We start from the raw sequence: 25,422 nt of genomic DNA, 5'->3' as shown, positions 1-25,422 counted from the left end.
GGGCGGCCTCCGCACCCGAGCCCCCTCCCCTTTTCCGCCCTCCGCTCTTGCTCCGCCCCCTGCGGGGCGGTTGTTCGGACGGGGGCGGGGCGAACGTGATCGGGCCCGGCTCCCCCGTGGGGGGAGCCGGGCCCTTCGTCGTGCGGTGGCACCGCCATGCAGCACCGCAGGACGGTCTTTATCCGAAGCGGCCGGAGATGTAGTCCTCGGTCGCCTGGACGCTCGGGTTGGAGAAGATGCGCTCGGTGTCGTCCAGCTCGATCAGCTTGCCGGGCTGGCCGACGGCCGCCAGGTTGAAGAAGGCCGTGCGGTCCGAGACGCGGGCGGCCTGCTGCATGTTGTGCGTCACGATGACGATCGTGAAGCGCTCCTTCAGCTCGCCGATGAGGTCCTCGATGGCCAGGGTGGAGATCGGGTCGAGGGCGGAGCAGGGCTCGTCCATCAGCAGGACGTCCGGCTCGACGGCGATGGCCCGCGCGATGCACAGGCGCTGCTGCTGACCGCCGGAGAGGCCGGAGCCCGGCTTGTTGAGGCGGTCCTTGACCTCGTTCCAGAGGTTGGCGCCCTTGAGGGACCGCTCGACGATGTCGTTCAGCTGGGACTTCTTGTAGCTGCCGTTGAGGCGCAGGCCCGCCGCCACGTTGTCGAAGATCGACATGGTGGGGAAGGGGTTCGGACGCTGGAAGACCATGCCCACGGTGCGGCGCACGGCGACCGGGTCGACGTTCGTTCCGTACAGGTTCTCGTCGTCCAGCATCACCTTGCCCTCGACGCGGCCACCGGGGGTGACCTCGTGCATTCGGTTCAGGGTGCGCAGGAAGGTGGACTTGCCGCAGCCGGAGGGGCCGATGAAGGCGGTCACCGAGCGCGGCTCGACGGTCATCGAGATGTCGTCGATCGCCTTGTGGGCGCCGTAGTAGGCGGAGAGGCCGCTGACGTCGATTCGCTTGGCCATGTGAATCACTTCCAATTTACCGCGGTCAGCGGCCGGTCTTCGGGGCCTTCCAGCGGGCGATGCCGCGGGCCACCAGGTTGAGGATCATGACGAAGGCGATCAGGACGAGCGCGGCGGCCCAGGCGCGGGCCACGGCGGCGTCGGTGCCGACCGCGTACTGCTCGTACACGTAGAGCGGCAGGGAGGACTGGGCGCCTTCGAAGGGGTTCGGGTTGATGAGCTTCGTACCGAACACGAGGAGCAGGACCGGGGCCGTCTCACCGGTGATGCGGGCGATCGCGAGCATGACGCCCGTGGTGATGCCGCCGATCGCGGTGGGCAGGACCACCTTCAGGATGGTGCGCCACTTGGGGATGCCGAGGGCGAGGGAGGCCTCGCGGAGCTCGTTCGGGACGAGCTTGAGCATCTCCTCGGTGGAGCGGACCACGACCGGCATCATCAGGATGGCGAGGGCCATCGCGCCGGCGAAACCGGAGGGGCCGAAGCCCAGCATCAGGTTCCAGGTGGCGAGGATGAAGAGGCCGGCGACGATCGACGGGATGCCCGTCATGACGTCGACGAAGAAGGTGACGGCCTGGGCCAGCTTGCCGCCGCCGTACTCGACCAGGTAGACGGCGGTGAGGAGGCCGATCGGCGCGGCGATCAGGGTCGCGATGGCGACCTGCTCGATGGTGCCGAGCAGTGCGTGGTAGAGCCCGCCGCCGGCTTCGGCGTCGAGGACGCCGTTCATCGAGTGGGTGAGGAAGTAGCCGTCGAGGACTTCGAGGCCCTTGCTGAGGGTGACCCAGGCGAGGGAGAGCAGCGGGACGACGGCGAGGACGAAGCACACCCAGACGACGCTGGTGGCGACGCGGTCCTTGGCCTGGCGGCTGCCTTCGACCTTGGTGGTCAGGGCGAAGGTGACGAGGACGAACAGCAGCGCGGAGACCAGGCCCCACTGGACCTTGCTCTGCCAACCGGCGGCGGCGCCGATGCCGATGCCCGCGGCGATCGAGCCTCCGGCGATGGCGGCCGGGGCCCAGCGGGGGAGGCGGGCGTGCGCGAGGGACCCGCGGCGCGGGGCCGCCGTGACCGGACGTTCCTGTATGGCGTGGCTCATGCCGCGGCCCCCGAGTACTCCTTGCGGCGACCGATGATCCACCGGGCGGCGCCGTTGACCAGCAGGGTGATGACGAAGAGGACGAGGCCGGAGGCGATCAGCGCGTCACGGCCGTACTCGTTGGCCTCGTTGAACTTGGCGGCGATGTTCTGGGCGAAGGTGCCGCCGCCCGGGTCGAGGATGTGGCCCGAGAGGACGAAGCTGGGGGAGAGGACGACGGCGACGGCCATCGTCTCGCCGAGCGCGCGGCCGAGGCCCAGCATGGAGGCGGAGATGATGCCGGAGCGGCCGAAGGGCAGCACCGACATGCGGATGACCTCCCAGCGCGTGGCGCCGAGGGCGAGCGCGGCCTCTTCGTGCATCCGCGGGACCTGGAGGAAGACCTCGCGGGTCACGTTGGTGATGATCGGGAGGATCATGATCGCCAGCAGGATGCCGACGGTGAACATGTTGCGGGCGACGCCCTCGCTGGACTTGTCGAAGACGTACGTCCAGCCCATGTACTGGTCGAGCCACTTGTTGAGGCCGCCCAGGTAGGGGACGAGGAAGATCGCGCCCCAGAGGCCGTAGATGATGCTGGGCACCGCTGCGAGCAGGTCGACCACGTACGCGAGCGGCTTGGCCAGCTTGCGGGGGGCGTAGTGCGAGATGAAGAGGGCGATGCCGATCGCGACGGGCACCGCGATGAGCATCGCGATCACCGAGGACACGATCGTGCCGTAGGCCAGGACGGCGATGCCGAAGACCGGCGGCTTCCCGGCCGGGTTCCACTCGAAGGTGGTGAAGAAGTTGGTGCTGTCCTGCGAGATGGCGAGGACGGCGCGGTAGGTGAGGAAGACCGCGATCGCGGCCATGATCACGAGGAGGGTGATGCCGGAGCCTCGGGACAGACCGCTGAAGATGCGGTCCCCGGGGCGGGACGCGCTCTTGGCGCGCCGGCTCCTCTGTATGTCGGGTGAGGTGGTAGCCATCTGATTCTCCGGTCTGCGGGGCCGATACGGATGTACGGGCCCCTGGCGGCGGTGCACCGGATGCCGGCCCGGTCCCTCCCGTCAGGGGAGGGACCGGACCCGGCAGGGGTCAGGACAGGGTGGGGACGATCTCGCGGACCTTGGTCGCGATCTCGGCCGGGAGCGGGGCGTAACCGGCGTCGGAGAGGACCTTCTGGCCCTCCTCGCTGACGGTGTAGTTGAGGAACGCCTTCAGGGTCGGCAGGTTCTCCGCCTTGTTGCCCTTGTCGCAGGCGATCTCGTAGGTCACCAGGACGATCGGGTAGGCGCCCTCGGCCTTGGTGGCGTAGTCGAGGGAGAGAGCCAGGTCGTCGCCGGTGCCCTTGATCTTGGCGGCGCCGATGGCCTTGGAGGCGTTCTCCGTGGTCGCGGCGACCGGGGCGGAGGCGCCGGTGTTGATGCTGACCGTGTCGATCTTGTTGGCCGTCGCGTAGGAGAGCTCGAAGTAGCCGATGGAGCCGACGGCGTCCTTGACCGCGGTGGCGACACCGGAGGAGCCGTTGGCGGCCTGGCCGCCGGGGGCGGGCCACGACTTCGTCTTCGGGTCGTACTTCCAGTCGGCCGGAGCGGCGGTCGACAGGTACTTGCCGAAGTTCTGGGTGGTGCCGGACTCGTCCGAGCGGTGGAAGGCCTGGATGGTGGTGTCGGGGAGCTTGGTGCCCGGGTTCAGCTTGGCGATCGCCGGGTCGTTCCACTTGGTGATCTTCGTGTCGAAGATCTTGGCGATGGTGGGGGCGTCCAGGACGAGGTTGTCCACGCCGTCCAGCTTGTAGCCGATGGCGATGGGACCGCCGACCATCGGCAGGTTGATGCCCTTGCCGCCGGTGCAGATCTTCTGGGACTCGGCGACCTCTTCGTCCTTGAGGGCGGAGTCGGAGCCCGCGAAGGTGACCTGGCCCTGGTTGAACTTGGTGATGCCGCCGCCGGAACCGATGGCCTGGTAGTTGACCTCGACGCCGGAGCACGCGGCCTGGAAGTTCTTGACCCAGAGGTCCATCGCGTTCTTCTGCGCGCTGGAGCCGGCGGCGAGGAGCTGGCCCTTGGCGCCGTCGCACGCGATGCTCGACGCGGCGGCGGAGGTCGTGGCGCCGCCCTCCTTGGCCGGGGTCTCCGTGTTGTCGTCCGAGCCGCACGCCGAGAGGACGAGCGCGCCGGAGACGACGAGGGCACCGATCGCGGAGGCGCGAAGCCCGTTCTTGCGCGAAAGCTTCACTTTCGGGTGTTCCTTCCAGAAGCCGCCTTGTCGCGGACCGAGTGTCCTGAACGTTCTACGGCGGTGCTGTCGGTTGGTGGGTGCATCGCTGTGCTCCGTGCACCGTGTAAGGCCGAAATTAGGCAGAACAGGTGAAGCCGTCGACGGAGGAGGGTGAACGGGAGGTGAATCGTGCCGGAAGCCCGGGTGCGATCGATGGGGAGGCGGACGGCAGGTGTCGTGCCCGTGAGGCCCGGGTGCACCGCCCTGACCCGTGGGGGTCCGCTCAGCTCGTGGTGGCGCCGGGGGCGGCACGTCGGGATCCGTGGGCCCCGAGGAGGGCGTCGACCAGTTCCTTGTCCCTGTCCTGGGTGAGTCGGGACCGTGCGGCTTCCGGGGGGAGCCAGAGCAAGCGCGTCACCTCGCGGTTCGGCGCGAAGGAGCCTCCGGTGGCCTCGGCCGCCCAGTACCGGACCTCCTTGGGGCGGCCCTGCACCCGGTAGTGCACGGTGGGCAGCTCGACGCCCGGGGTGCAGGTCATGCCGGTTTCCTCGAGGACCTCCCGGGTCGCCCCCGACCGGGCGTCCTCGCCGCGCTTCAGCTTGCCCTTCGGATGGGACCAGTCCGTCCACTTCGGCCGGAAGACCAGGGCGATCTCGATGCCGTGGCCGGAAACCGCCGGCCGCCACAGGACGCAGCCCGCCGCCAGGATCGGACCCCGGTCGTCGGTCACGGGACCGGGGCCGTCGTGCTCCGCCAGGCGCGCTGGAAGGCGAAGCGGGCGGCCTCGACCTCGTGGCGCTGGTCGGCGTGGAGGACGCCGAGGGCGTACGCGGTCGCCGGGGCGATGCGCGGGGTGCGGGCGGCGGTGGCGGCGGCCGTCGCGGCCTCGGCGGCGTCGCGGTGCCGGTCCAGGGCGCGGGCGGCCTCGTACAGGACGGAGTGCGGGTCGTTGTCGGTGTGCAGCGCCTCGGTGGCGTACCGGTGCAGCCGCAGCAGCAGGCGGGTCTGGTGCCAGGGCGCGTCCTGGGACTCGCCGGCGGCCAGGCCGAGGGCGTCGGCGTTGTACGGGTGGGCCGCCCGGGTCAGCGGAAGGGCGGCGACCGCGTCGAGGAGGCGCCGTTCGGCGAGCTCGGCGGGGCCGTCCAGCACCTCGACGGCCGGGGCTTCTCCGACGGGGCCGAGCGGCACCTCGGAGGCGAGGAGGGCGACGGCGTCGGCGACGGCGTGGAAGCGCGCGGAGCCGAGGGCCTGCAGGGAGGCCGAGTGGGCGCGCGTCCTGGCCAGGGTCAGCTGGCGTTCGAGGAGGGCGCAGGCCCGGGCGGCGCCGACGGCGAGTCCGTTGCTCTCCGAGCCCCGGGCCGCCGGCACCGGCCCGCTGCCGTTCGACAGGCGGGACAGTGCGTCCACCAGTCGGACGAGACGGGAGGTGCAGGCGTGCTCCAGGGCCAGGGTGCCGGAGAGCCAGGCGAGCTCGGTGCGCAGGTGGTCGGCCCAGGCGGGGTCGAGCAGCGGCCGGAAGGTGTGGAGGGTGCCGCCGATCCGGCGGGCCGCGCCCCGTAGTGTCCGTGCGGCCTCCTCCGCCCCGGCCGTGTCGGAGCCGCTCTCGCCGTGCAGGCGCAGGCCGCGGAGGAAGTCCGCGGCCCGGGCGTGCAGATAGGGGGCCAGGACCTCGCCCGCCGTGACGTCCTGGGAGTGGTCAGGGTTGTGCACGCCGGCGCCTCCGCGCGTCGATGAGCATCTCCTGGACGTGCCGTAGGGGGCGGCCCTCGGGGTCGGTCGCGTGTCGCGTCCAGTTCCCGTCGGGGCCCAGGTGCCAGGAGGAGGTGGTGTCGGACATCCCGGTCTCCAGGAGCCGGGTGAGTGCGGCCCGGTGCGCGGGGTCGGAGACCCTCACCAGGGCCTCGATCCGGCGGTCCAGGTTGCGGTGCATCATGTCGGCGCTGCCGAGCCAGACCTCGGGTTCGCCGCCGTTGCCGAAGGCGAAGATCCGGGAGTGTTCGAGGAAGCGCCCGAGGACCGAGCGGACCCGGATGTTCTCCGAGAGGCCGGTGACTCCGGGGCGTACGGCGCAGATGCCGCGGACCCAGATGTCGACGGGGACGCCGGCCCGCGACGCCTGGTAGCAGGCGTCGATGACGGCCTCGTCGACCATCGAGTTGACCTTGATCCGGACGTACGCGGGTCGCCCGGCGCGGTGGTGCGCGATCTCCTTGGTGATCCGGGAGACCAGCCCGTCCCGCAGGGACTTGGGGGCGGTGAGCAGGCGCCGGTAGGTCTCGCGGCGGGAGTAGCCGGAGAGCCGGTTGAAGAGGTCGGAGAGGTCCGCGCCGACCTGCGGGTCGGCGGTGAGCAGGCCGAGGTCCTCGTAGAGCCGGGCGGTCTTCGGGTGGTAGTTGCCGGTGCCGACGTGCGAGTAGCGGCGGAGCAGTTCGCCCTCCTGTCGCACGACGAGCGACAGCTTGCAGTGGGTCTTGAGGCCGACGAGGCCGTAGACGACGTGGCAGCCGGACTCCTCCAGCTTCCGCGCCCACTTGATGTTGGCCTGTTCGTCGAAGCGGGCCTTGATCTCGACGAGGACGAGGACCTGCTTGCCGGACTCGGCGGCGTCGATGAGGGCGTCGACTATGGGGGAGTCGCCGGAGGTGCGGTACAGGGTCTGCTTGATGGCGAGGACGTCCGGGTCGGCCGCCGCCTGCTCCAGGAAGGCCTGCACGGACGTCGAGAAGGAGTCGTACGGGTGGTGCAGGAGCACGTCCCGCTCGCGCAGCGCGGCGAAGACGTCGGGCGCGGACGCCGACTCGACCTCCGCGAGGTCGCGGTGGGTGCCGGCGACGAACTTCGGGTACTTCAGCTCGGGCCGGTCCTGCCCGGCGATCCCGAAGAGTCCGGTGAGGTCGAGCGGGCCGGGCAGCGGGTACACCTCGGCGTCGGAGACCTTCAGCTCGCGCACCAGCAGGTCCAGGACGTAGGGGTCGATGGACTCCTCGACCTCCAGGCGCACCGGCGGGCCGAAGCGGCGCCGCATGAGCTCCTTCTCCAGGGCCTGGAGCAGGTTCTCGGTGTCGTCCTCCTCGACCTCCAGGTCCTCGTTCCTGGTGACCCGGAACATGTGGTGCGCGAGCACCTCCATGCCGGGGAACAGCTCTTCCAGGTGGGCCGCGATGACGTCTTCCAGGGGCACGTACCGCTGCGGGGAGGCCTCCAGGAAGCGGGAGAGCAGCGGCGGCACCTTGACGCGCGCGAAGTGGCGGTGGCCGCTGACCGGATTGCGCACCACCACGGCGAGGTTGAGGCTGAGGCCGGAGATGTACGGGAAGGGGTGCGCCGGGTCCACCGCCAGGGGGGTGAGGACCGGGAAGATCTGCTGCCGGAAGAGCGTGAAGAGCCGTGCCTGCTCCTTCTCGGTGAGCTCGGGCCAGCGTATGAGGTGGATGCCCTCGTCGGCCAGGGCCGGGGCCACGTCCTGCTGGTAGCAGGCGGCATGCCGGGCCATGAGCTCCCGTGAGCGGGTCCAGATGAGGTCGAGGACCTCGCGGGGCTGCAGGCCGGAGGCGGAGCGGGTGGCGACGCCGGTGGCGATGCGGCGCTTCAGGCCGGCCACGCGGACCATGAAGAACTCGTCGAGGTTCGAGGCGAAGATCGCCAGGAAGTTCGCCCGTTCGAGGAGGGGCGTGGTGGGGTCCTCGGCGAGTTCGAGGACGCGCTCGTTGAAGGCGAGCCAGCTGCGCTCCCGGTCGAGGAAGCGTCCCTGGGGCAGGTCCTCGCCGAGTGCACCGTCGTCCTCGTAGGTGTCGGGATCGGCGTCCAGGTCGGCTTCGATCTCGGTGACGACGGCTCCGTTCACCACGTGCGCGCGGTGCGCGGTGATGGAGCCGAGGGACGGCGCGGCGGACGACGGGGCGGACGAGGTGGCGGAGGACTGGACCGGGACCTCGGCGGGCTGCTGGCTCATGGCCCCATTCTTCCGCGCGAAGGGGTGGTCGGGCGCGTCGGAGCGGGCCGTGAGGGAAGGAAGTCTCCCTTTCGGGAGGGCGGACACGGAGCGCTTCATTGCGTGAGCGTCGCAAGCGCTTCTGAATGGCCGGTAACGACGACATGTCGTCGGGGAATCGGGGGCGGGGCCGTGTGCGGGCCCCGCCCCCGATATGTCTACGCGTGTCCTCCTACGGGTGTCGGGCCCGCAGCACGCGGAAGGCGGCGTACAGCGCGAGGCCGGCGAGGGCGAGCACGATGCCGCTCTCGATCAGCTGGGTCGGCCAGAAGTGGGACCGGGGGTGGTAGTCGACGAACTCGCCGACGACGTCGTGGCGCGCGAGGCAGCCGTCGTAGGTCTTGATCCAGAGGTCGGGGACGTCGACGTTCCTGGTGGTGTCGGCGGCCTCTCGCCAGCAGGTCACCGGGTCGAAGCGGCTGCCGTCGCGGGTGAGCATGCCGGTGTGGACCAGGAAGGCGTCGTCCGGGAGCCCGGAGGCGGGCCCGTTCTTGACGTACGTCTCCACCGGGAGGAAGGACCAGCGCAGCGCCCCGAGGACGAGCTGGAGGGCGCCCAGGACCAGGCCGGTGGTCGCCATGGCGACCAGGGTGCGCCGGACGAGCAGTCCGATGAGGGCGCCGACGGCGACGGCGGCGAGGACGTACGCGACGAGGACGACGCCGCTGCTCTCGTAGGGGCCGCGCTCGGCCCAGGTGAGGTTCCACGTGCCGGAGACGCGGTCCCAGCCGATCCGGAAGACGCCCATGAGGGCGAGGGTGGCGAGGAGGGCGGCGGCGGTCGTGACCAGGAGCTTGGCGCGGAGCCAGGCGGTCGGGCTCAGGGACTGGGTGAGGGAGAGCTTGTGCGTCCCCGACTCGAACTCCCGGGCGATGAGCGGGCCCGCGACGAAGGCGCCGACGAGCAGCGGCAGCAGGAGCATGCCCACCACGCCCTGCAGCATGGCCTCCCTGAGCAGTGCGTGGCCGGTGTCGTTCGCGGGGACCCGCATCCCGTCCGCCGTGAGCGAGTCGGGGGTCTGCGCGTCCCACAGCCGCAGCCCGGCGACGACCAGGAAGGACAGGGCGACGACCGCCGCGGTCAGCCAGAGCGTCCGGCGGTACTGGCGGACCGTCAGCCAGGAGGCGCCCTTCAGGGCGAGGCCGCTCATGCCGGGGCTCCTTCGGTGGTGCGGAGGTGGGCGAGGAGGAGGTCCTCCAGGGAGGGTTCCCGGGTGTCCCAGGGGCCTTCGACCGGGCCCCGGTGGCGTATCAGGGCGGTGAGCTGACGGCCCGTGGTCCGGGACTCGACGACGGTGTGCGGGGCGAGGTCGCCGATCGGGCCGGTGAGCAGGGTGTGCGCGGCGAGGAGTTCGTCGACGGGGCCGTCGAGGCGGATCGTGCCGCCGTGGAGCAGGAGGAGGTGGTCGCAGGAGCCTTCCAGCTCGGTGAGGATGTGGGAGGACAGGACGACGGTGGTGCCGCGTTCGGCCGCCTCGGCCATGAGCAGGCCCATCAGTTGGTGCCGGGCGAGCGGGTCGAGGTCGGCCATGGGCTCGTCCAGGAGCAGCAGTTCGGACCGCTTGCCGAGGGCGAGCGCGAGGGCGACCCGGGTGCGCTGGCCGCCGGAGAGGGTGCGGACGAGGGCGTCGGAGGAGAAGCCGCCGCCTTCGACGACCCGTCGGGCGAGGGCGTCGTCCCAGCGGCCCGGGTTGAGCTCGCGGCCCATGCGCAGGGTGTCGGCGACGCTGAGCCGGGGGTGGAGCGGCTTGTCCTGGGCGACGTAGGCCAGGTGCTCGCGGGCGGGGGCGTCGATGGTGCCCTCGGTGGGGCGGAGGAGGCCGGCGGCGAGGGCGAGGAGGGTGGACTTGCCGGCGCCGTTGGGGCCGACGAGGGCGCAGATCCGGCCGGCGGGGAGGGCGAAGTCGCACTCCCGCAGGGCCCAGCCGCGTCCCCTTCCCCGGTATCGCTTGCCCAGGAGGCGGGCCTCCAGGGCGGTGGGCTCGGTCATCGGTCGTCGTCCCCCTCGAAGTGGTCCTTCAGTACGGATGTGAAGAGCGCGGCCACGTCGTCCTTCTCCAGTCCGGCGGCGCGTGCCCGGCGTGCCCAGTCGGCGAGTTCGCCGCGGAGGGGCGAGTCGGCGGGGGCGGTGCCGAGCGTGGTGCGGACGAAGGTGCCGAGGCCGCGGCGGGCCTCGACGAGGCCTTCGCGTTCGAGTTCGCGGTAGGCCTTGAGGACCGTGTTGGGGTTGATGGCCGTCGCTTCGACGACCTCGCGTGCGGTGGGCAGTCGGTCGCCTGGCTCCAGGAGGCCCATGCGGAGGGCCTGCTTCGTCTGGTGGACGATCTGGAGGTAGGTGGCGACGCCGCTGCGCCGGTCGATGCGGTACTCGACCACGATCCCTTCCACCACCCTTTCACTAATCAAGTAGTGAAAGGGTGGTGGAAAACAGGGGGCGGTGTCAACCGCCCCCTGGTGTCCGGAGGTTCAGGACTCCGTGCGGTACATCAGGTCCACCTCGTGCGTGGTGAAGCCCATTCCCTCGTAGACCCGCACCGCCGCCGTGTTGTCGGCGTCGACGTACAGCATCGCGGTCGGCAGCCCCTGCGCCGCCAGGTGCCGCAGCCCCGTGGCCGTCAGCGCCTTGCCGAGGCCGCCCCCCTGGGCGTCGGGCAGGACGCCGACCACGTACACCTCGCCGAGCTGCTCCTCGGCGTGGGTCTTCGTCCAGTGGAAGCCGACCAGCCGGCCGTCCTTCTCCGCGAGGAAGAAGCCCTTGGCGTCGAACCAGGGTTCGGCCATCCGGTCGTCCAGGTCCCGTTGGGCGAGCGAGCCCTGCTCCGGGTGGTGGGCGAAGGCGGCGGCGTTCGCGGACAGCCAGGCCGCGTCGTCCGCGCCGGGGACGAAGGTGCGGACGGTGACGCCCTCGGGGAACACCGGTTCCGGCACGTCCAGCGGCACCAGCGGCCTGCGCAACTGGCGCAGTTCGCGGAAGAGCGTCAGGCCGAGCACCTGGGCGAGGTGCCGGGCGGCGGGCTTGCCGCCGTGCGCCCAGACGCGCAGCCGCTTGCCGGAGGCGTCGAGCAGGGCGGTGCCGAGCGCCCGGCCGTGGCCGCGGCCCCGGTGGGAGGGGTGGACGACCAGCTCGGCGGCCGGCGCCTCGATCGGGTCGGTCTCCTCCAGTTGGGCGTAGCCGTAGAGGTGGGAGCCGACGGTGAGGAGGAAGTGCCGGACCCCCTCGCGCCTGCCGTGGCGCAGGTAGAGCCGCCCCTGCTCGGACACGGCGTGCAGGCCGTCGGCCTGGTCGGAGGCTTCGAGGAGGGACAGGACGTCCTGGATCTGCTCGGGCGTGAGCTCGTCGTACGTGTGGATCTGCCGTCCCGGTTCGAGGGCCGGCGCCGCGTCGGAAGTCATGGTGACGAGCCTACGGCGACACTTCGTCAGCCATTGGCAACTGTCTTGTAACCGGCCACCCCCTGTTGCGCTACGCGCGTTGACTCTAGGCTGCACGCGCAACGGGGGATCTAGGTCATGGCCTGAAACGGGGCAAGGGGACGAGTGGGAGAGATGGCAGCGACACCGAGGAAGAACAAGACTGCACGGCGAATTCTCGCCGCAGGGGCCGGGCTTGCGACGGTCGGCGCGCTCGTCGCCGCGATGCCGTCGGCCGGGGCGGCCGGGGGTGCGGTGACCTCCGGGCACGGGAACGGCAAGGGCTGGGGGCGGATGGTCGACGTTCAGCTGCTGTCCTTCAACGACCTGCACGGCAACCTGGAGCCGCCGGCCGGCTCCTCCGGGCGGGTGACCCGGACCAAGGAGGACGGGACCACCGAGACGATCGACGCGGGCGGCGTCGAGTACCTGGCGACGCACCTGCGTCAGGCGCGCCAGGGCAACCGCTACTCCATCACGGCGGCGGCCGGCGACATGATCGGCGCCTCTCCGCTGCTGTCGGGCCTGTTCCACGACGAGCCGACGATCGAGGCGCTCAACAAGCTCGACCTGGACGTCACCTCGGTCGGCAACCACGAGTTCGACGAGGGCGCGGTCGAGCTCGCCCGCATGCAGAACGGCGGTTGCCACCCGACCGCGGGCTGCTCCGTCGAGGGCAAGCGGTTCCGCGGGGCCGACTTCCCCTACCTCGCGGCCAACGTGACCAAGGAGAAGACCGGCAAGCCGCTGCTGGACCCGTACTTCATCTGGGAGAAGGACGGCGTCCGGATCGGCTTCATCGGAGTGACCCTGGAGGGCACCCCGAACATCGTCACCGCCGAGGGCGTCAAGGGCCTGAAGTTCGGCGACGAGGTCGAGACGATCAACAAGTACACGAAGGTCCTGGAGCGCAAGGGCGTCAAGTCCATCGTCGCCCTGGTGCACGAGGGCGGCCGGCCGGCCTCGTCCTCGTACAACTACGACTGCGGCGGGGACGGCGAGGGCCTCTCGGGCGCGATCGTCGACATCGCCAAGAACGTCTCGCCGCAGGTCGACGCGCTGGTCACCGGCCACACCCACCAGGCCTACGTGTGCAGCATCCCGGACCCGGCGGGCAAGCCGCGCCTGGTCACCTCGGCGGCCTCCTACGGCAAGCTCTACACCGACACCACGCTGACCTACGACCGCCGCACCAAGGACATCGTCCGCACCGCGGTCGCCTCGGCGAACCGCGTGGTCAGCCGTGACGTGCCGAAGGCCACCGACCTCACCCGGCTGATCGAGGACTGGAAGGGCCTGGCGGCCCCGATCGCGAACCGCCCGCAGGGCTTCATCGCCGCCGACATCAACGGCCGCGGCTCCACGGCGTACGAGAAGCCGCTCGGCGACCTGATCGCCGACGCGCAGTTGGAGGGCCTGGCCCCGGCGGACAAGGGCGGCGCGCAGCTGGCCCTGATGAACCCGGGCGGCATCCGTTCCGACCTGGTCTACAAGGCCTCCGGTTCCGAGGGCGACGGCGTCGTGACCTACGGCGAGTCCTTCACGGTGCAGCCCTTCACCAACATGATGAACGTGGTCGACCTGAGCGGCGCGAACCTGATCGCCGCGCTGAAGCAGCAGGTCAGCGGTTCGAACCTGGACTCGGTCAAGATCCTCCAGGTGTCGAAGGGCCTCACCTACACGCTCGACATGACGAAGACGGGCGCGGACCGCGTCGTCGACGGCACGATCGAGCTGAACGGTGAGCCGATCGACCCGACGAAGAGCTACCGCGTCGCGATGAACGAGTTCCTCGCGGGCGGCGGCGACGGCTTCGCGGCCCTGGCCACCGGCACCAACAAGCTGGTCGGCGCCTCGGACCTGGACCTCTTCAACGCCTACCTGAACGCCCACTCCTCGGCCGCCGACCCGCTCGGCGTTCCGGCCGCGGACCGGATCACGGTCGTGCAGTAACCCGTAGGGCCCCCGGGAGGGGGCGGTGCGCCGCCGCGACGGTGCGCCGCCCCCTCCCCGTGCGTCCGGAGGGGCGCGACGGTCTGGTGATGTTGTCGTGGACCTGCCATAGTGCCGGGTCATGGACCGACGACGCTTGCTCGTGGGGGCCCTCGGGGCCGGAGCCGCACTGCTGGTCGGGGCGCCCCGCGCCGCGGCCGTGGACGTACGGGGATGGATGGGGGGCCACGGGGACGGGACCGACCTGCGGCGGCTCACCATCCCCGGCACGCACGACTCGGGCGCCCGGTACGGCGGCCCCTGGAGCGAGTGCCAGAACACCGGCATCGCCCAGCAGTTGGACGCCGGAGTCCGGTTCCTGGACGTGCGCTGCCGGGTGACCAACGGCTCCTTCGCGATCCACCACGGGGTCTCGTACCAGAACATGATGTTCGGGGACGTGCTCGTCGCCTGCCGGGACTTCCTCGCCGCCCACCCTTCCGAGACCGTCCTCATGCGCGTCAAGCAGGAGTACTCCGAAGAGTCCGACGCCACCTTCCGCGCCGTCTTCGACGACTACCTCGACCGGCGCGGATGGCGCCCCCTCTTCCGGATCGGGAACGCGCTGCCCCTGCTCGGCGAGGCCCGCGGACGGGTGGTGCTCCTCGCCGACAACGGCGGCCTGCCCGGGCTGCGCTGGGGCGACGGCTCCGTCTTCGCGATCCAGGACGACTGGCAGGCGCTGCCCGACGCCAAGTACCGCAAGATCGAGGGCCACTTCCGCGCGGCCGTCCAGCAGCCCGGCCGGCTGTACGTGAACTTCACCAGCACCTCGGCCTACCTGCCGCCGCGCTGGAACTCCGACCGGCTCAACCCCTGGGTCCACGGCTTCCTGGACGGCGCCGAGATGGCCGGGCGCACCGGCCTGGGCATCGTCCCCATGGACTTCCCCCAGACCCGGACCGGACTCGTCGAGGCGCTCCTCCGGCACAACTAGCGCGGGGTCTTCGTCCCGTGCACGGCCGTGTACTCGGCCGCCAGCCAAGGGGCCAGCCCCTCGACGAGGACGTCCAGGTCCCCCGGTGCCGGGGTCGCCGACCGGCCCACCCGCACCGCCAGCCGCATCTGTTCGGCCCGCTCCGGATAGGAGCGGGCGAAGAGCTCCGCCGACCGGTCCAGGTCGCTGGTCCAGCCGCCCCACCGGGGCATCACCAGGGTGAAGCCCGTGCGGACGAGCCGGCGGCCGACGTTCCTGGCGAGCAGTCCGGGGTCCTCGCCCCGCGCGGCGCGGGCCCGCCAGCCGGGCAGCAGGAGGGCGAGGTCGCCGTTGGTCTCCCGGGCGAGCAAGGAGGTGGGGCGGTACCCGGGCAGCCGCTCGGCCAGGTCCGGACCGAACAGCGGGGTGCACAGGCAGGCCACGAAGAAGCCCAGGTCGTACCGTTCGAGTTCGCTGAGCAGCACGCCGGTGCTGGTCAGCAGGATCCCGACGCCGTCGATCTGGGGCAGCGCACGGTCGAGCGCGGCCTCGACCGCCCGGGCGTCGGCCCGGTCCGCCTCGGTGGGCTCCCGGTGCAGGGCCAGTTGGACGTCCAGGTCGGACACGCCGGGGACCGCCGTGCCGCGGGGCACGCTGCCGTACAGGTAGGCGCCGTGCAGCCGGTCCGGGCCGAACGTTCCGGCGATCCGTTCCCGCGCGGCCTCGACGACCGGCGCGAACGCCGCCTGCACCTGCTGCAGGGAGCCTTCGCGCGCGATCGTTCCGTCGGGGTTCAGACCGTGATCGTCCACGGGGCCACTCTGGCCGTGCCGCGCCCCGTCCGTCGACCGGGTTTCCTCACAGCTCCGGCGGTGGCGTCGGCGCCCCCGGCAGCCGGAGCGTCGCCACCGTACCGCCGCCCTCCGCGGGGGCGAGCGCCACCGTGCCGCCGGCCTGCTGGACCGTGCGCGCCACGATCGACAGGCCGAGTCCCGAGCCGGGCAGGCTGCGGGCCGACGGGGACCGCCAGAAGCGGTCGAAGACGTGCGGGAGCTCGTCCGGGGCGATCCCCGGTCCCTGGTCGCGGACCGTCAGTTCGCCCCGCATCAGGGTCACCTCGATCGTGCCCCGGGGCGGCGAGAACTTCACCGCGTTGTCCAGGACGTTCACCAGGGCCCGTTCGAGGGCCGGTGCTTCCGCCCGGACGTACCAGGGCGCGAGGTCCGTCACGAAGGTGAGCTCGGGGCCGCGCAGCCGCGCCCGGTCCAGGGCCGTCCGCAGGACCGCGTGCAGCGGGACCACTTCGAGGCGGCCCGCTTGCACGGCGTCCGGGCGGGCCAGTTCCTGGAGGTCGCCGATCAGCGCGGCCAGCTCCGTCATCTGCGCCTTCACCGAGGCCATCAGCGCCCGCCGGTCCTCCGGCGGCAGCGCCCGGCCCGTCTGCTCGCTGCGCGCCAGCAACTCGACGTTGGTGCGGAGCGAGGTGAGGGGCGTCCGCAGCTCGTGGCCCGCGTCCGCGATGAGCTGGGCCTGCCGGTCCCGGGAGCTCGCCAGCGCCGCCGTCATCGCGTTGAAGGACCGCGACAGACGGGCGATCTCGTCCTCGCCCTCCACCGGGATGCGGACGGTCAGGTCCTCGGTCGCGGCGACGTGCTCGACCGCTCCGGTCAGCCGGTTCACCGGTTCGAGGCCGGTGCGCGCGACCCACAGTCCGGCCGCGCCCGCGCAGACGACCCCGATCCCGGAGACCAGGAGCAGCACCCAGCGCAGCGTGGACATCGAGTTGTCGATCTCGGAGAGCGGCCGGGCGACGGAGACGGCCAGGGCGAGGGGGGCCTCCTGCGGGTAGGTGTAGACCCGCATCTCCCGCCCGTCGTCGTCCTTCACCGTGTGCAGGACGGATTCCAGCCGGCCGCGTGCCACGGCGAGGTCGCCGGGGCCGGCGGGGATCGCGGCCTTCCCGGAGGTGCACACGCTGCCGTTGCCCAGGACGATCTGCACGGTGTACGAGCCCGCCACCGGCGGCGGGGTGGTGCCCTGGCGGCACATCGCGAGCAGGCTCTGCACGCCGTTCGGGTCCAGACGGGTGCTGCGCAGCGAGGAGTCCAGTTCGTTCTCCAACTGGGCCCGCGTCACGAACCAGCAGGCCAGCGACACGGCCGCCACGGCCACGGCCACGGCGACCGCGGTGAGCAGGGCGAGCCGGGAGCGCAGCGGACGCGACCGGAACCAGTTCTTCAGGCGCCCCGTCACTCCCCGCCTCCTCCGCGCAGCGCATAGCCCACGCCCCGGACCGTGTGCACGAGGCGCGGTTCGCCGCCGGCCTCGGTCTTGCGCCGCAGGTACATCACGTACACGTCCAGCGAGTTCGAACTGGGCTCGAAGTCGAAGCCCCACACGGCCTTCAGGATCTGCTCCCGGGTCAGCACCTGGCGCGGGTGTGCGAGGAACATCTCCAGGAGCGTGAACTCGGTGCGGGTGAGCTCCACGGTCCGCCCGCCGCGGGTCACCTCGCGCGTGGCCAGGTTCATCCGGAGGTCCTCGAAGGCCAGGACGTCGTCCTCGACGGGGGCGGCGGCCGATGCGGAGGCGTAGGAGCTGCGGCGGAGCAGGGCCCGGATGCGGGCGAACAGCTCGTCCAGCTCGAAGGGCTTCACCAGGTAGTCGTCGGCGCCGGCGTCGAGGCCGGTGACCCGGTCGCCGACGGTGTCGCGGGCGGTGAGCATCAGGATCGGCACGGTCGAACCGGCGGCCCTGATCCGGCGGGCCGCCGTCAGCCCGTCCATGCGGGGCATCTGCACGTCCAGGACGACCAGATCGGGGGCGTACGACTCCACGGCGTCGAGCGCGTCGACCCCGTCGACGGCGTCCCGCGTCGCGTACCCCTCGAAGGCGAGGCTGCGGCGCAGGGCCTCCCGCACGGCGGGCTCGTCGTCGACGATGAGGATGCGCTCTGCTTCGTTCTGCTGTCCCGTCATGGCCTCAGCGTCGCACGTCGACCGGGTGCCGCTCAGCGGGTGCTGCCCGACCGGAGGCCGTCCAGGTCCGCCTTCACGGTGTCGATGGGGATGGCGAATCCGAGCCCCACGCTTCCGGCGGTGGAACCGTTCGAAGAACTGGGCGAATACATGGCCGAATTGATTCCGATGATCTCCCCGTTCATATTGATCAGGGCGCCGCCGGAATTTCCGGGATTGAGCGAGGCGTCGGTCTGGATCGCCTTGTACGTGGTCTTCGACGAACCGGTGTCGCCATTGAACTGTTGTCCGCCGAACTCGAACGGCCAGCCCTGTCGCGGGTCCCACTGCTGCTGTTGCTGCTGCTCCTGGCCGTCGTCCTTGGCGACCGTCACGTCCCGGTCGAGCGCGGAGACGATGCCGCTGGTGACGGTGCCGGTCAGCCCCTCCGGGGAGCCGATCGCGACGACCTCCTCGCCGACCCTGGTCTTCGAGGAGTCGCCGAGGGTGGCGGCCTTGAGCCCCGAGGCGTCCCTCAGCTTGATCAGGGCCAGGTCCTTGTCGGGGTCGGTGCCGATGACCTCGGCCCGGTAGGACGTGCCGTCGCTGAGCTGCACGGTGATCGAGGAGGCGCCGGAGACCACGTGGTTGTTGGTGATGACCTCGCCGTCGGAGGTGATGATCACGCCCGATCCGGTGGAGCTGCCGGAGGTGGAGCTCGCGGAGATCTCCACGATGGAGGGGGAGACCGCCTCGGCGACCCCGGCGACGCTGCCCTTGTTGCCGGTGGACACCGTGGTGCCGTTCACGACGGGCGAGGCGGCGCTGACGGGGGCGTCGGAGGTGAGGTGCTGGAGCAGCGTCGCGGTGCCGCCGCCGACCGCGGCGGCGGCGATGGCGACGGCCGCCATCAGGCCGACCCCGCGCTTGGCGCGGCGGCGGGGGGAAGGGGACGGGGACGGGGCGGCGGCGGCGAGCGGCGGGTCCACCGGCGGCGGCACGTGGCCGCCCGAGGGCCAGACGGTCGTGCCCGGCTCGGTGGTGATCGGCCGCGTCGGCTCGTACGGCGGCCTCGGCGGGTAGTACGGCTGCTGCGGCTGCTGCTCGTGGAAGTCCGTCATGGCTAAGACTCTCGGAGCCGTTCATGAGAGCCGCCTGAGGAGCGGCTGAGAAGCCCGACAGAACCCCGTATGTCCCGTATAAGGACGAGGGGTGCGGTGCCGTTCGGCGGGCGGTGAGCGCCTCGGGTCCGCTACGCCCGGCAGCCGCAGGAACTGCGGACGACCAGGGCCGAGGGGAAGAGCTTCACGCGCTCGCGGCGGGAGCCCGCCACCCGGATCGAGTCGTCCAGGACCAGGTCCACGGCCGCACGGGCCATCGCGGGGCGGTCCGAGGAGATCGTGGTCAGCGGCGGATCGGTGAGCGCCGCCTCCTTCACGTCGTCGAAGCCCGCGACCGCCAGCTCCGTCGGCACCTCGATGCGCAGTTCGCGGGCGGCCCGCAGCACGCCGAAGGCCTGGTCGTCGGTGGAGCAGAAGATGGCCGGCGGCCGGTCGGGCCCGGCGAGCAGCTTGAGCGCGACCTGGTAGGCGTCGTACCGGTTGTACGGTGCCTCGAAGAGCCGTCCCTCGGTCGAGCGGCCCGCTTCCTGCATGGCGCGCCGCCAGCCCTCGACGTGGTCGGCGACCGGGTCGCCGACGGCCGGGGTGTTGGGGATGCCGCCGAGGCACGCCACATAGGGGTGGCCGTGCTCCAACAGGTGCCGGGTGGCGAGCTGGGCGCCGCCGATGTCGTCCGTGACGACGGCCACGTCGTCGATCGCCTCGGGACGCTCGTGCAGCAGCACCACCCGCGCGTCCCACGCCTCGATCTCGCTGGCGGCCTGCTCGCTCATGCCCTGGCTGACGAGGATCAGACCGGAGACCCGCATGCCGAGGAAGGCCCGCAGGTAGTGGACCTCGCGCTCGGTCCGGTAGTCGGAGTTGCCGACGAGGACCATCTTCCCGCGCTCGGCCGCCGCCTGCTCGACGGCGTGTGCCATCTCGGCGAAGAACGGCTGCCGCGCGTCCGGGACGATCATGCCTATGAGGTCGGTCCGCCGCGAGGCCATCGCCTGGGCCACCCGGTCGGGCCGGTAGCCCAGCTCCTTGATGGCGGCGAGGACACGCTCGCGCGTGGCCGGGGCGACCGGCCTGGGTCCGTTGTTGATGACGTAGCTCACGACCGCGGTAGAAGTACCTGCCAGTCGAGCTACGTCATCCCGCGTCACCTTGGCCACGCGCGGAAGTCTACGCGGGGGGACCTACCTACCGGCAGGTCGCACTGTGGCATCCGCCACGTTCTTGTCCTCCGAGGGGGTGAGGACCTCCGCGTTTTCCTTGACGCGCGAGCCCGCGCGGGCCTCCTCCTTGGCGCGGGCCTCCTCCGCCGCCCGCTCGACCTTCTCGGGGGTGACGAAGCGGTAGCCGACGTTCCTGACGGTGCCGATCAGGGACTCGTGCTCCGGCCCCAGCTTGGCCCGCAGCCGCCGCACGTGGACGTCCACCGTGCGGGTGCCGCCGAAGTAGTCGTACCCCCAGACCTCCTGGAGCAGCTGGGCGCGCGTGAAGACCCGGCCCGGATGCTGGGCCAGGTACTTGAGCAGCTCGAACTCCTTGAAGGTCAGGTCCAGGACCCGGCCCTTGAGCTTCGCGCTGTACGTCGCCTCGTCGACCGAGAGGTCGCCGTTGCGGATCTCCATCGGGGAGTCGTCGGAGACGATCTGTTGCCGGCCCATGGCGAGCCGCAGCCGGGCTTCGACCTCGGCGGGGCCCGCGGTGTCGAGGAGGACGTCGTCGATGCCCCAGTCCGCGGTGACGGCGGCGAGGCCGCCCTCCGTGACGACGAGGATCAGCGGACAGCCCGGCCCGGTGGAGCGCAGCAGCTGGCAGAGCGAGCGCACCTGCGGGAGGTCGCGCCGGCCGTCGACGAGGATCACGTCCGCGCCGGGGGTGTCCACGAGGGCGGGGCCCTCGGCCGGGGCGACCCGGACGTTGTGCAGCAGCAGGCCGAGTGCCGGAAGCACCTCGGTCGACGGCTGGAGTGCGTTCGTCAGGAGCAGCAGAGAGCTCATCGCCGCCCTCCCGCGCGCCCCGGGCACCGCTGCGGCAGGGGGCGCCCCCCTGCCGGGGTCATCGGTCCGTCGTGCGTCGTCGTTCGCTCGTCCATGACGTCGGTTCCTCCTCGGTCCCTGCGAGGACGTCTACGTGTGCTCACGTGTGGCTCTCGCGCCCTGAGAGCTTTTGTTCATCCAGCCGTAACAACGGTTGGAAAACACAAAAGGACCCGGGGGCTGCGTTGCCCGGATCCTCTGGCAAGCAGAATAGCCCACATGCGTTCAGAGGGAGAGGGTCGATTTCACATCCTGGATGTTTCCTCGCTCACTTCCGTCCACCGGTCCGTGACACGGCGCGCAATGGTGCGCACCGAGGACGGCGTCCGGATCGAGGCGGTCTACGAGCCCTGCGCGACGGCTGACACCGGGACGGCCGTCGTCCTCGCCCACGGCTTCACCGGGGCGGTCGACCGGCCCGCCGTCCGGCGCGCCGCCCGGATCCTCGCGGAGCGCGCAGCCGTGGTCACCTTCTCCTTCCGCGGGCACGGGGGCTCCGGCGGACGGTCCACGGTCGGGGACCGGGAGGTCCTCGACCTGTCGGCCGCCGTCCGCTGGGCGCGTGAGCTCGGCCACCCGCGCGTGGTGACGGTCGGCTTCTCCATGGGCGGCTCCGTGGTCCTGCGCCACGCGGCCCTGGAGCGGGGGACCGGGGGGCGCACGGACGCGGTGGCCTCCGTGTCCGCGCCCGCCCGCTGGTACTACCGGGGGACGGCCCCCATGCGCCGCGTCCACTGGCTGGTCACCCGACCGGCGGGCCGGCTCGTGGGCCGCTACGGCTTCGGCACCAGGATCGAGCGGCGGCCCTGGGACCCGGTGCCGCTCCCCCCGGTGCGGGCGGTGCCGCTCATCGCGCCGACCCCGCTGCTGATCGTCCACGGAGACCGGGACGCCTACTTCCCGCTGGACCACCCGCGCGCGCTGGCCGCGGCGGGCGACGCCGAACTCTGGCTGGAGCGGGGCATGGGGCACGCCGAGGACGCGGCCGACGGGGAGCTGCTCGCCCGCCTCCGGGACTGGCTCCTGCGCGCATAGCCCATCATGGGGGGCGGCGCGCACACGAACGAAGGGAGTGCCGCTATGGCAGCGGGAACCATCCGCTACTGGGCCGCGGCCAAGGCCGCCGCCGGTGTCGCCGAGGAGCCGTACGCCGCCGGGACCCTGGCCGAGGCGCTCGACGCGGTCCGCGCGACGCACCCGGGCGAGCTCGCCCGGGTCCTCAAGCGCTGCTCGTTCCTGGTCGACGGCGACCCCGTCGGGACCCGGAGCCATGAGACGGTACGGCTTGCCGAGGGCGGCACGGTCGAGGTGCTCCCCCCGTTCGCAGGAGGGTGAACCCCAGAGCAATGAGCAACGACCAGTACCACGGCGGCCAGCCGTACGACCCGTACGCCGATGCGAACGGGCAGCAGCCCGCCGTCGACGCCACCCAGACCTGGGAGGGCCAGACCTGGGACACCACGTACCAGCCCATGGTCCAACGGCCGGCCCAGCAGCCCCCTGCCGCTCCGCCGTACGGGGGCGGGGACGCCAATACGGCGTACCTGCCGCCGCAGACCCCCGCGACGCACGGGACCCAGGGAATGCCCGGGGCGTACGGGGTGCACGGGGCTCAGGATGTGTCCGGGGCGTACGGGGCGCACGGGGCTCAGGAGGTGTCCGGGGCGTACGGGACGCACGGGGCTCAGGAAATGCCGGGGGCCTACGGGACGCACGGGAACGGTGGGGCTGCTGCGTACTACGCGGAGCCCACGGCCGAACCCTTCGCCCCGGCCGCCGCCTCCCCGGGCGCCGCCTCCCCGGGCGCCGCCTCCCCGGCCGTGCCCGGGGAGGGCGGGGGACCCGCCTACTCCTCGCCCACCACTTCGGGGAACACCCGCATCACCGATGCCCAGCGCGCCCGCGCCGAGGGCCGCTCGCCGGTGATAGAGCCCGGCATGCAGCCCGCCGCCCTCACGGCCGTCCTCGGCCTGCTGCTCGCCGGTGGCGCCGCCCTCGGTTCCTACGGGCTCCTCGTCCCGCTGGTCCTGCTCCAGGGCCTCACCGCGGCCGGCTGGTTCCGGCTCAACGGCATGTGGCCCGCCCGGCAGGGCATCGCGCTCGCCTTCCTCGGCGGTCTGGTCGCCGATGCCGCGATCCTCGGCACGGGCCGGGAGCACGCCGCCGCCGCGATCCTGGGCACGCTCGGCGTCTGGGTGCTGTTCTGCCTCGTCCTCCAGCTGCGCAGCCACGCCGATCCGGACGAGCGGATGTACGGCCTGATGGCCACCGTCGCCTCCGCCGCGCTGACCGTCGTCGCCGCCGGACACCTCGGCGCCGCCCCGGACGCGGTGGTCGTCGGCGGGGTCGCGGTCGCCGCGACCGTGTTCGCGCGGGCGCTGCCACTGCCCGGGGCGGTCTCCTGGGTCGTCGCCCTGCTCGCTGCGACGGGGTCCGGGATCGCGGTCGGCGGGCTCACCGACCTGGGTGCCTCCGGGGCCCTGCTCGGACTCGGCGTCGGGGTGTGCGCGCTGGTGGGCCTGAGGGCGGCCAGCTACGACTACCCGTCGCGCTTCGTCCACATGACCGCGGGCGTCGCCCTGCCGCTGACCGCCGCCGCCCCCGCGGTCTACCTGCTGGGACGGGCCCTGGTCTGACCCGTGGTGCCCCGGCGCGGGAACCAACCGGCCCCCCGACACGTCGATCTTCGTGTCGGGGGGCCGGAACCGTCTACGGGGGGACACAACCCATGCGAGCACTGCGGATTCTGCTGATCCTGGCCATCGTGCTGGGCGGTGTCTTCGTCGGGATCGACCGGCTGGCCGTGTCGTACGCCGAGTCGGAGGCGGCCAGCCGGGTGAACCTCTCGGCCGGGGACGCCCGGACCGACTCGATCGACGTCGACATCAAGGGCTTCCCGTTCCTCACCCAGGTCGCGGACAAGCGGTTCGACGAGGTCGAGGTGCGGGCGACCGGGGTGAAGGCGACGGCGGGCGACCGGCAGGTCCGGGTCGGCGAACTGACCGTGGCCCTGCGGGACGTGACCGTCACCGGCGACTGGGCGGGTGCGCGCGCCGGCTCCGCGAACGGCACCGCCCTGATCTCCTACGCGGACCTCACCGCCGCCTCGGAGCGGGGCGCGACCGTCGCCTACGGCGAGAACGGCAAGGTGAAGGTCACCGGCAGCGTGACGGTCCTGGGCCGCACCCTGACCCGCACGGTCCTGTCCACGGTGACCGCGGTGAACGGCGACACCATCCGGGTCCGGGCCGACGAGGTGCCGGGCGGCGGCATTCCGGGCCTGGAGGAGCTGGTGCGCGCCCGCACCGACTTCGAGCGGCCGATCGGCATGATCGCCGGCATGAAGGTCGAGAAGGTCGAACCGCGCCCGGAGGGCCTGGCCGTCATCCTGAGCGGCAAGGACGTCGTCCTGGCCGGCTGACGGGGCCGGAAATGACCCCCGTGGCCACATGTTGAGACGGGGTCGTCCGATCCGTAGAAGGTGCAGCGCAAACCTCGGTGCGGGGGCGTGCGGAGCCGCTCCGCGACGTGATCGCGTCTCGCATCTCGGATGATCGCGTCTCAAAATACGACACGCCGGTGACACGGCCGCCTGTCCGTCCCTACGATCGTAGGCATGAAGCGACAGGCGGATCTCACGAAGCGGCGGGCAGTAGACCTGTGCCGCGTCGCCGCCATGCTCTGTCGTTCAGTCTGAGCGGGACTCCCACTCCCGTATTCCTCAGGCCCGTCGACCGAAACCGGTCGGGGCCGCCCCGTGCAGCCGTACCCCCTGTCCGTACGCACGCGACGACGCGTACCGCACCGCACGCACCCCGCACCACCGCAGCACGCCCCCGCACACTGCCCCGGAGGAGAACAGCATGGCTCGCAGCGACGTCCTGGTCGACGCGGACTGGGTCGAGGCCAACCTCGACAACCCGCAGGTCGCCATCGTCGAGGTCGACGAGGACACCTCGGCCTACGAGAAGAACCACATCCGCAACGCCATCCGGATCGACTGGACCAAGGACCTCCAGGACCCGGTCCGCCGCGACTTCATCGACCAGGAGGGCTTCGAGAAGCTCCTCTCGGCCAAGGGCATCGCGAACGACACCACGGTCGTCCTCTACGGCGGCAACAACAACTGGTTCGCCTCCTACGCCTACTGGTACTTCAAGCTCTACGGCCACCAGGACGTCAAGCTCCTCGACGGCGGTCGCAAGAAGTGGGAGCTCGACTCCCGCGACCTCGTCGCCGAGGTGCCCAGCCGCCCCGCCACCGCGTACCAGGCCAAGGCCCAGGACGCCTCGATCCGTGCCTTCCGCGACGACGTCGTGGCCGCGATCGGCGCCCAGAACCTGGTCGACGTCCGCTCGCCCGACGAGTTCTCCGGCAAGCTGCTCGCCCCGGCGCACCTCCCGCAGGAGCAGTCGCAGCGTCCCGGCCACGTGCCGAGCGCCCGCAACATCCCGTGGTCGAAGAACGCCAACGACGACGGCACCTTCAAGTCGGACGACGAGCTCAAGGCCCTCTACGAGGCCGAGCAGGTCGACCTGGCGAAGGACACCATCGCCTACTGCCGCATCGGCGAGCGCTCCGCGCTCACCTGGTTCGTCCTGCACGAGCTCCTCGAGGTCCCGAACGTCAAGAACTACGACGGCTCCTGGACCGAGTACGGCTCCCTCGTCGGCGTGCCGATCGAGCTCGGCGCCAACAAGTAACCCCTCCGGACCCTCCCCCTTCTCCGGACCCCTCGACCGTAAG

The 25,422-nt window shown here is 71.7% G+C and carries 25 protein-coding genes; 8 read left to right on the top strand and 17 right to left on the bottom strand.

Translation table 11 applies throughout. The features are described 5' to 3' along the window. Window positions 1-178: 178 nt before the first annotated feature. The 11 genes from pstB to mshD all read right to left on the bottom strand — a co-directional run bounded on the left by pstB (window position 179) and on the right by mshD (window position 11,642). A complete protein-coding gene (gene pstB / locus ACFW22_RS23855) occupies window positions 179-955 on the bottom strand; it encodes a phosphate ABC transporter ATP-binding protein PstB (RefSeq protein WP_376487454.1) in 777 nt (258 codons plus the stop codon). A gap of 25 nt (window positions 956-980) precedes the next feature. Continuing rightward, complete coding sequence (gene pstA, locus ACFW22_RS23850) at window positions 981-2,054, bottom strand: phosphate ABC transporter permease PstA (RefSeq protein ID WP_386408090.1); 1,074 nt, start codon at window positions 2,052-2,054, stop codon at window positions 981-983. Then, window positions 2,051-3,025, bottom strand: coding sequence for a phosphate ABC transporter permease subunit PstC (pstC, locus tag ACFW22_RS23845; RefSeq protein WP_386408088.1), 975 nt, complete (start codon window positions 3,023-3,025; stop codon window positions 2,051-2,053). The genes pstA and pstC overlap by 4 nt, the downstream gene beginning before the upstream one ends. Before the next feature lie 109 nt (window positions 3,026-3,134). Next, complete coding sequence (gene pstS, locus ACFW22_RS23840; protein WP_386408086.1) at window positions 3,135-4,277, bottom strand: phosphate ABC transporter substrate-binding protein PstS; 1,143 nt, start codon at window positions 4,275-4,277, stop codon at window positions 3,135-3,137. Between the two features lie 265 nt (window positions 4,278-4,542). Beyond that, window positions 4,543-4,989, bottom strand: a complete 447-nt coding sequence (locus ACFW22_RS23835; protein ID WP_386408084.1) for an NUDIX hydrolase — start codon at window positions 4,987-4,989, stop codon at window positions 4,543-4,545. Then, complete coding sequence (locus ACFW22_RS23830; protein WP_384878387.1) at window positions 4,986-5,969, bottom strand: CHAD domain-containing protein; 984 nt, start codon at window positions 5,967-5,969, stop codon at window positions 4,986-4,988. Before ACFW22_RS23830 ends, ACFW22_RS23835 begins: the two co-directional genes overlap by 4 nt. Beyond that, window positions 5,956-8,211, bottom strand: coding sequence for an RNA degradosome polyphosphate kinase (locus ACFW22_RS23825; protein WP_386408081.1), 2,256 nt, complete (start codon window positions 8,209-8,211; stop codon window positions 5,956-5,958). The genes ACFW22_RS23830 and ACFW22_RS23825 overlap by 14 nt, the downstream gene beginning before the upstream one ends. A 211-nt stretch (window positions 8,212-8,422) precedes the next feature. Continuing rightward, a complete protein-coding gene (locus ACFW22_RS23820; RefSeq protein WP_386408079.1) occupies window positions 8,423-9,400 on the bottom strand; it encodes an ABC transporter permease in 978 nt (325 codons plus the stop codon). After that, entirely contained in the window at window positions 9,397-10,239 is an 843-nt protein-coding gene (locus ACFW22_RS23815; protein ID WP_386408077.1) for an ATP-binding cassette domain-containing protein, read from the bottom strand. Before ACFW22_RS23815 ends, ACFW22_RS23820 begins: the two co-directional genes overlap by 4 nt. Next, complete coding sequence (locus ACFW22_RS23810; protein ID WP_386408075.1) at window positions 10,236-10,655, bottom strand: GntR family transcriptional regulator; 420 nt, start codon at window positions 10,653-10,655, stop codon at window positions 10,236-10,238. The genes ACFW22_RS23815 and ACFW22_RS23810 overlap by 4 nt, the downstream gene beginning before the upstream one ends. A gap of 60 nt (window positions 10,656-10,715) precedes the next feature. Next, window positions 10,716-11,642, bottom strand: a complete 927-nt coding sequence (gene mshD / locus ACFW22_RS23805) for a mycothiol synthase (protein ID WP_386408073.1) — start codon at window positions 11,640-11,642, stop codon at window positions 10,716-10,718. A 153-nt stretch (window positions 11,643-11,795) separates the two neighbouring features. On the opposite strand from mshD, the gene ACFW22_RS23800 reads away from it, so the two are divergent. Both ACFW22_RS23800 and ACFW22_RS23795 read left to right on the top strand, forming a co-directional pair. After that, window positions 11,796-13,613, top strand: coding sequence for a bifunctional metallophosphatase/5'-nucleotidase (locus ACFW22_RS23800; RefSeq protein WP_386408071.1), 1,818 nt, complete (start codon window positions 11,796-11,798; stop codon window positions 13,611-13,613). 121 nt (window positions 13,614-13,734) lie between these two features. Continuing rightward, window positions 13,735-14,589, top strand: coding sequence for a phosphatidylinositol-specific phospholipase C (locus ACFW22_RS23795; protein ID WP_386408069.1), 855 nt, complete (start codon window positions 13,735-13,737; stop codon window positions 14,587-14,589). Here the strand turns inward: ACFW22_RS23795 and ACFW22_RS23790 are convergent. From ACFW22_RS23790 to ACFW22_RS23765, 6 genes are all read right to left on the bottom strand, one after another. Next, window positions 14,586-15,380: a nucleotidyltransferase gene (locus ACFW22_RS23790; RefSeq protein ID WP_386408067.1), complete on the bottom strand. Its 795-nt coding sequence runs from the start codon at window positions 15,378-15,380 to the stop codon at window positions 14,586-14,588. The genes ACFW22_RS23795 and ACFW22_RS23790 overlap by 4 nt on opposite strands. 46 nt (window positions 15,381-15,426) lie before the next feature. After that, window positions 15,427-16,821, bottom strand: a complete 1,395-nt coding sequence (locus tag ACFW22_RS23785; RefSeq protein WP_386408065.1) for a sensor histidine kinase — start codon at window positions 16,819-16,821, stop codon at window positions 15,427-15,429. Next, window positions 16,818-17,546: a response regulator transcription factor gene (locus ACFW22_RS23780; RefSeq protein WP_386408063.1), complete on the bottom strand. Its 729-nt coding sequence runs from the start codon at window positions 17,544-17,546 to the stop codon at window positions 16,818-16,820. Before ACFW22_RS23780 ends, ACFW22_RS23785 begins: the two co-directional genes overlap by 4 nt. 32 nt (window positions 17,547-17,578) lie before the next feature. Continuing rightward, the gene (locus ACFW22_RS23775; protein WP_386408061.1) at window positions 17,579-18,646 is read right to left on the bottom strand and encodes a S1C family serine protease; all 1,068 of its coding nucleotides are present in this window, start codon (window positions 18,644-18,646) and stop codon (window positions 17,579-17,581) included. Window positions 18,647-18,777: 131 nt separating this feature from the next. Beyond that, window positions 18,778-19,803, bottom strand: a complete 1,026-nt coding sequence (locus tag ACFW22_RS23770; protein ID WP_386408059.1) for a LacI family DNA-binding transcriptional regulator — start codon at window positions 19,801-19,803, stop codon at window positions 18,778-18,780. Window positions 19,804-19,827: 24 nt separating this feature from the next. After that, window positions 19,828-20,637 carry a response regulator transcription factor gene (locus ACFW22_RS23765; protein ID WP_386408057.1) on the bottom strand — a complete coding sequence of 270 codons (810 nt, stop codon included), beginning with the start codon at window positions 20,635-20,637 and terminating at the stop codon, window positions 19,828-19,830. Window positions 20,638-20,895: 258 nt separating this feature from the next. On the opposite strand from ACFW22_RS23765, the gene ACFW22_RS23760 reads away from it, so the two are divergent. The 6 genes from ACFW22_RS23760 to ACFW22_RS23735 all read left to right on the top strand — a co-directional run bounded on the left by ACFW22_RS23760 (window position 20,896) and on the right by ACFW22_RS23735 (window position 25,379). Further along, window positions 20,896-21,711 (top strand): alpha/beta hydrolase, encoded by an 816-nt coding sequence (locus tag ACFW22_RS23760; RefSeq protein WP_386408055.1) that lies wholly within the window; start codon window positions 20,896-20,898, stop codon window positions 21,709-21,711. Window positions 21,712-21,756: 45 nt separating this feature from the next. Beyond that, window positions 21,757-22,011, top strand: coding sequence for a MoaD/ThiS family protein (locus ACFW22_RS23755; RefSeq protein WP_386408053.1), 255 nt, complete (start codon window positions 21,757-21,759; stop codon window positions 22,009-22,011). Window positions 22,012-22,022: 11 nt separating this feature from the next. Beyond that, on the top strand, window positions 22,023-23,312 hold the full coding sequence (locus ACFW22_RS23750) for a hypothetical protein (protein WP_386408051.1): 1,290 nt from the start codon (window positions 22,023-22,025) through the stop codon (window positions 23,310-23,312). A gap of 92 nt (window positions 23,313-23,404) precedes the next feature. Next, window positions 23,405-24,097, top strand: a complete 693-nt coding sequence (locus tag ACFW22_RS23745; RefSeq protein ID WP_386408049.1) for a DUF2993 domain-containing protein — start codon at window positions 23,405-23,407, stop codon at window positions 24,095-24,097. A 195-nt stretch (window positions 24,098-24,292) separates the two neighbouring features. After that, the gene (locus ACFW22_RS23740; RefSeq protein ID WP_350497993.1) at window positions 24,293-24,373 is read left to right on the top strand and encodes a putative leader peptide; all 81 of its coding nucleotides are present in this window, start codon (window positions 24,293-24,295) and stop codon (window positions 24,371-24,373) included. Between the two features lie 166 nt (window positions 24,374-24,539). Continuing rightward, complete coding sequence (locus ACFW22_RS23735) at window positions 24,540-25,379, top strand: sulfurtransferase (protein WP_386408047.1); 840 nt, start codon at window positions 24,540-24,542, stop codon at window positions 25,377-25,379. The last annotated feature ends 43 nt before the right edge of the window (window positions 25,380-25,422 follow it).

The sequence above is a fragment of the Streptomyces sp. NPDC058872 genome (genome assembly GCF_042743065.1).
GTDB lineage: Bacteria > Actinomycetota > Actinomycetes > Streptomycetales > Streptomycetaceae > Streptomyces.
The sequence above is the reverse complement of the archived record's forward strand: the minus strand, read 5'-3'. Positions and strand labels throughout refer to the sequence as shown.

What these genes read in the sequence shown, in the direction of transcription:
- pstB (WP_376487454.1), bottom strand. Translation starts at nt 955, where the DNA reads ATGGCCAAGCGAATCGACGTCAGCGGCCTCTCCGCCTACTACGGCGCC.
- pstA (WP_386408090.1), bottom strand. Translation starts at nt 2,054, where the DNA reads ATGAGCCACGCCATACAGGAACGTCCGGTCACGGCGGCCCCGCGCCGC.
- pstC (WP_386408088.1), bottom strand. Translation starts at nt 3,025, where the DNA reads ATGGCTACCACCTCACCCGACATACAGAGGAGCCGGCGCGCCAAGAGC.
- ACFW22_RS23825 (WP_386408081.1), bottom strand. Translation starts at nt 8,211, where the DNA reads ATGAGCCAGCAGCCCGCCGAGGTCCCGGTCCAGTCCTCCGCCACCTCG.
- ACFW22_RS23820 (WP_386408079.1), bottom strand. Translation starts at nt 9,400, where the DNA reads ATGAGCGGCCTCGCCCTGAAGGGCGCCTCCTGGCTGACGGTCCGCCAG.
- ACFW22_RS23815 (WP_386408077.1), bottom strand. Translation starts at nt 10,239, where the DNA reads ATGACCGAGCCCACCGCCCTGGAGGCCCGCCTCCTGGGCAAGCGATAC.
- mshD (WP_386408073.1), bottom strand. Translation starts at nt 11,642, where the DNA reads ATGACTTCCGACGCGGCGCCGGCCCTCGAACCGGGACGGCAGATCCAC.
- ACFW22_RS23800 (WP_386408071.1), top strand. Translation starts at nt 11,796, where the DNA reads ATGGCAGCGACACCGAGGAAGAACAAGACTGCACGGCGAATTCTCGCC.
- ACFW22_RS23795 (WP_386408069.1), top strand. Translation starts at nt 13,735, where the DNA reads ATGGACCGACGACGCTTGCTCGTGGGGGCCCTCGGGGCCGGAGCCGCA.
- ACFW22_RS23780 (WP_386408063.1), bottom strand. Translation starts at nt 17,546, where the DNA reads ATGACGGGACAGCAGAACGAAGCAGAGCGCATCCTCATCGTCGACGAC.
- ACFW22_RS23775 (WP_386408061.1), bottom strand. Translation starts at nt 18,646, where the DNA reads ATGACGGACTTCCACGAGCAGCAGCCGCAGCAGCCGTACTACCCGCCG.
- ACFW22_RS23765 (WP_386408057.1), bottom strand. Translation starts at nt 20,637, where the DNA reads ATGAGCTCTCTGCTGCTCCTGACGAACGCACTCCAGCCGTCGACCGAG.
- ACFW22_RS23760 (WP_386408055.1), top strand. Translation starts at nt 20,896, where the DNA reads ATGCGTTCAGAGGGAGAGGGTCGATTTCACATCCTGGATGTTTCCTCG.
- ACFW22_RS23755 (WP_386408053.1), top strand. Translation starts at nt 21,757, where the DNA reads ATGGCAGCGGGAACCATCCGCTACTGGGCCGCGGCCAAGGCCGCCGCC.
- ACFW22_RS23750 (WP_386408051.1), top strand. Translation starts at nt 22,023, where the DNA reads ATGAGCAACGACCAGTACCACGGCGGCCAGCCGTACGACCCGTACGCC.
- ACFW22_RS23745 (WP_386408049.1), top strand. Translation starts at nt 23,405, where the DNA reads ATGCGAGCACTGCGGATTCTGCTGATCCTGGCCATCGTGCTGGGCGGT.
- ACFW22_RS23740 (WP_350497993.1), top strand. Translation starts at nt 24,293, where the DNA reads ATGAAGCGACAGGCGGATCTCACGAAGCGGCGGGCAGTAGACCTGTGC.
- ACFW22_RS23735 (WP_386408047.1), top strand. Translation starts at nt 24,540, where the DNA reads ATGGCTCGCAGCGACGTCCTGGTCGACGCGGACTGGGTCGAGGCCAAC.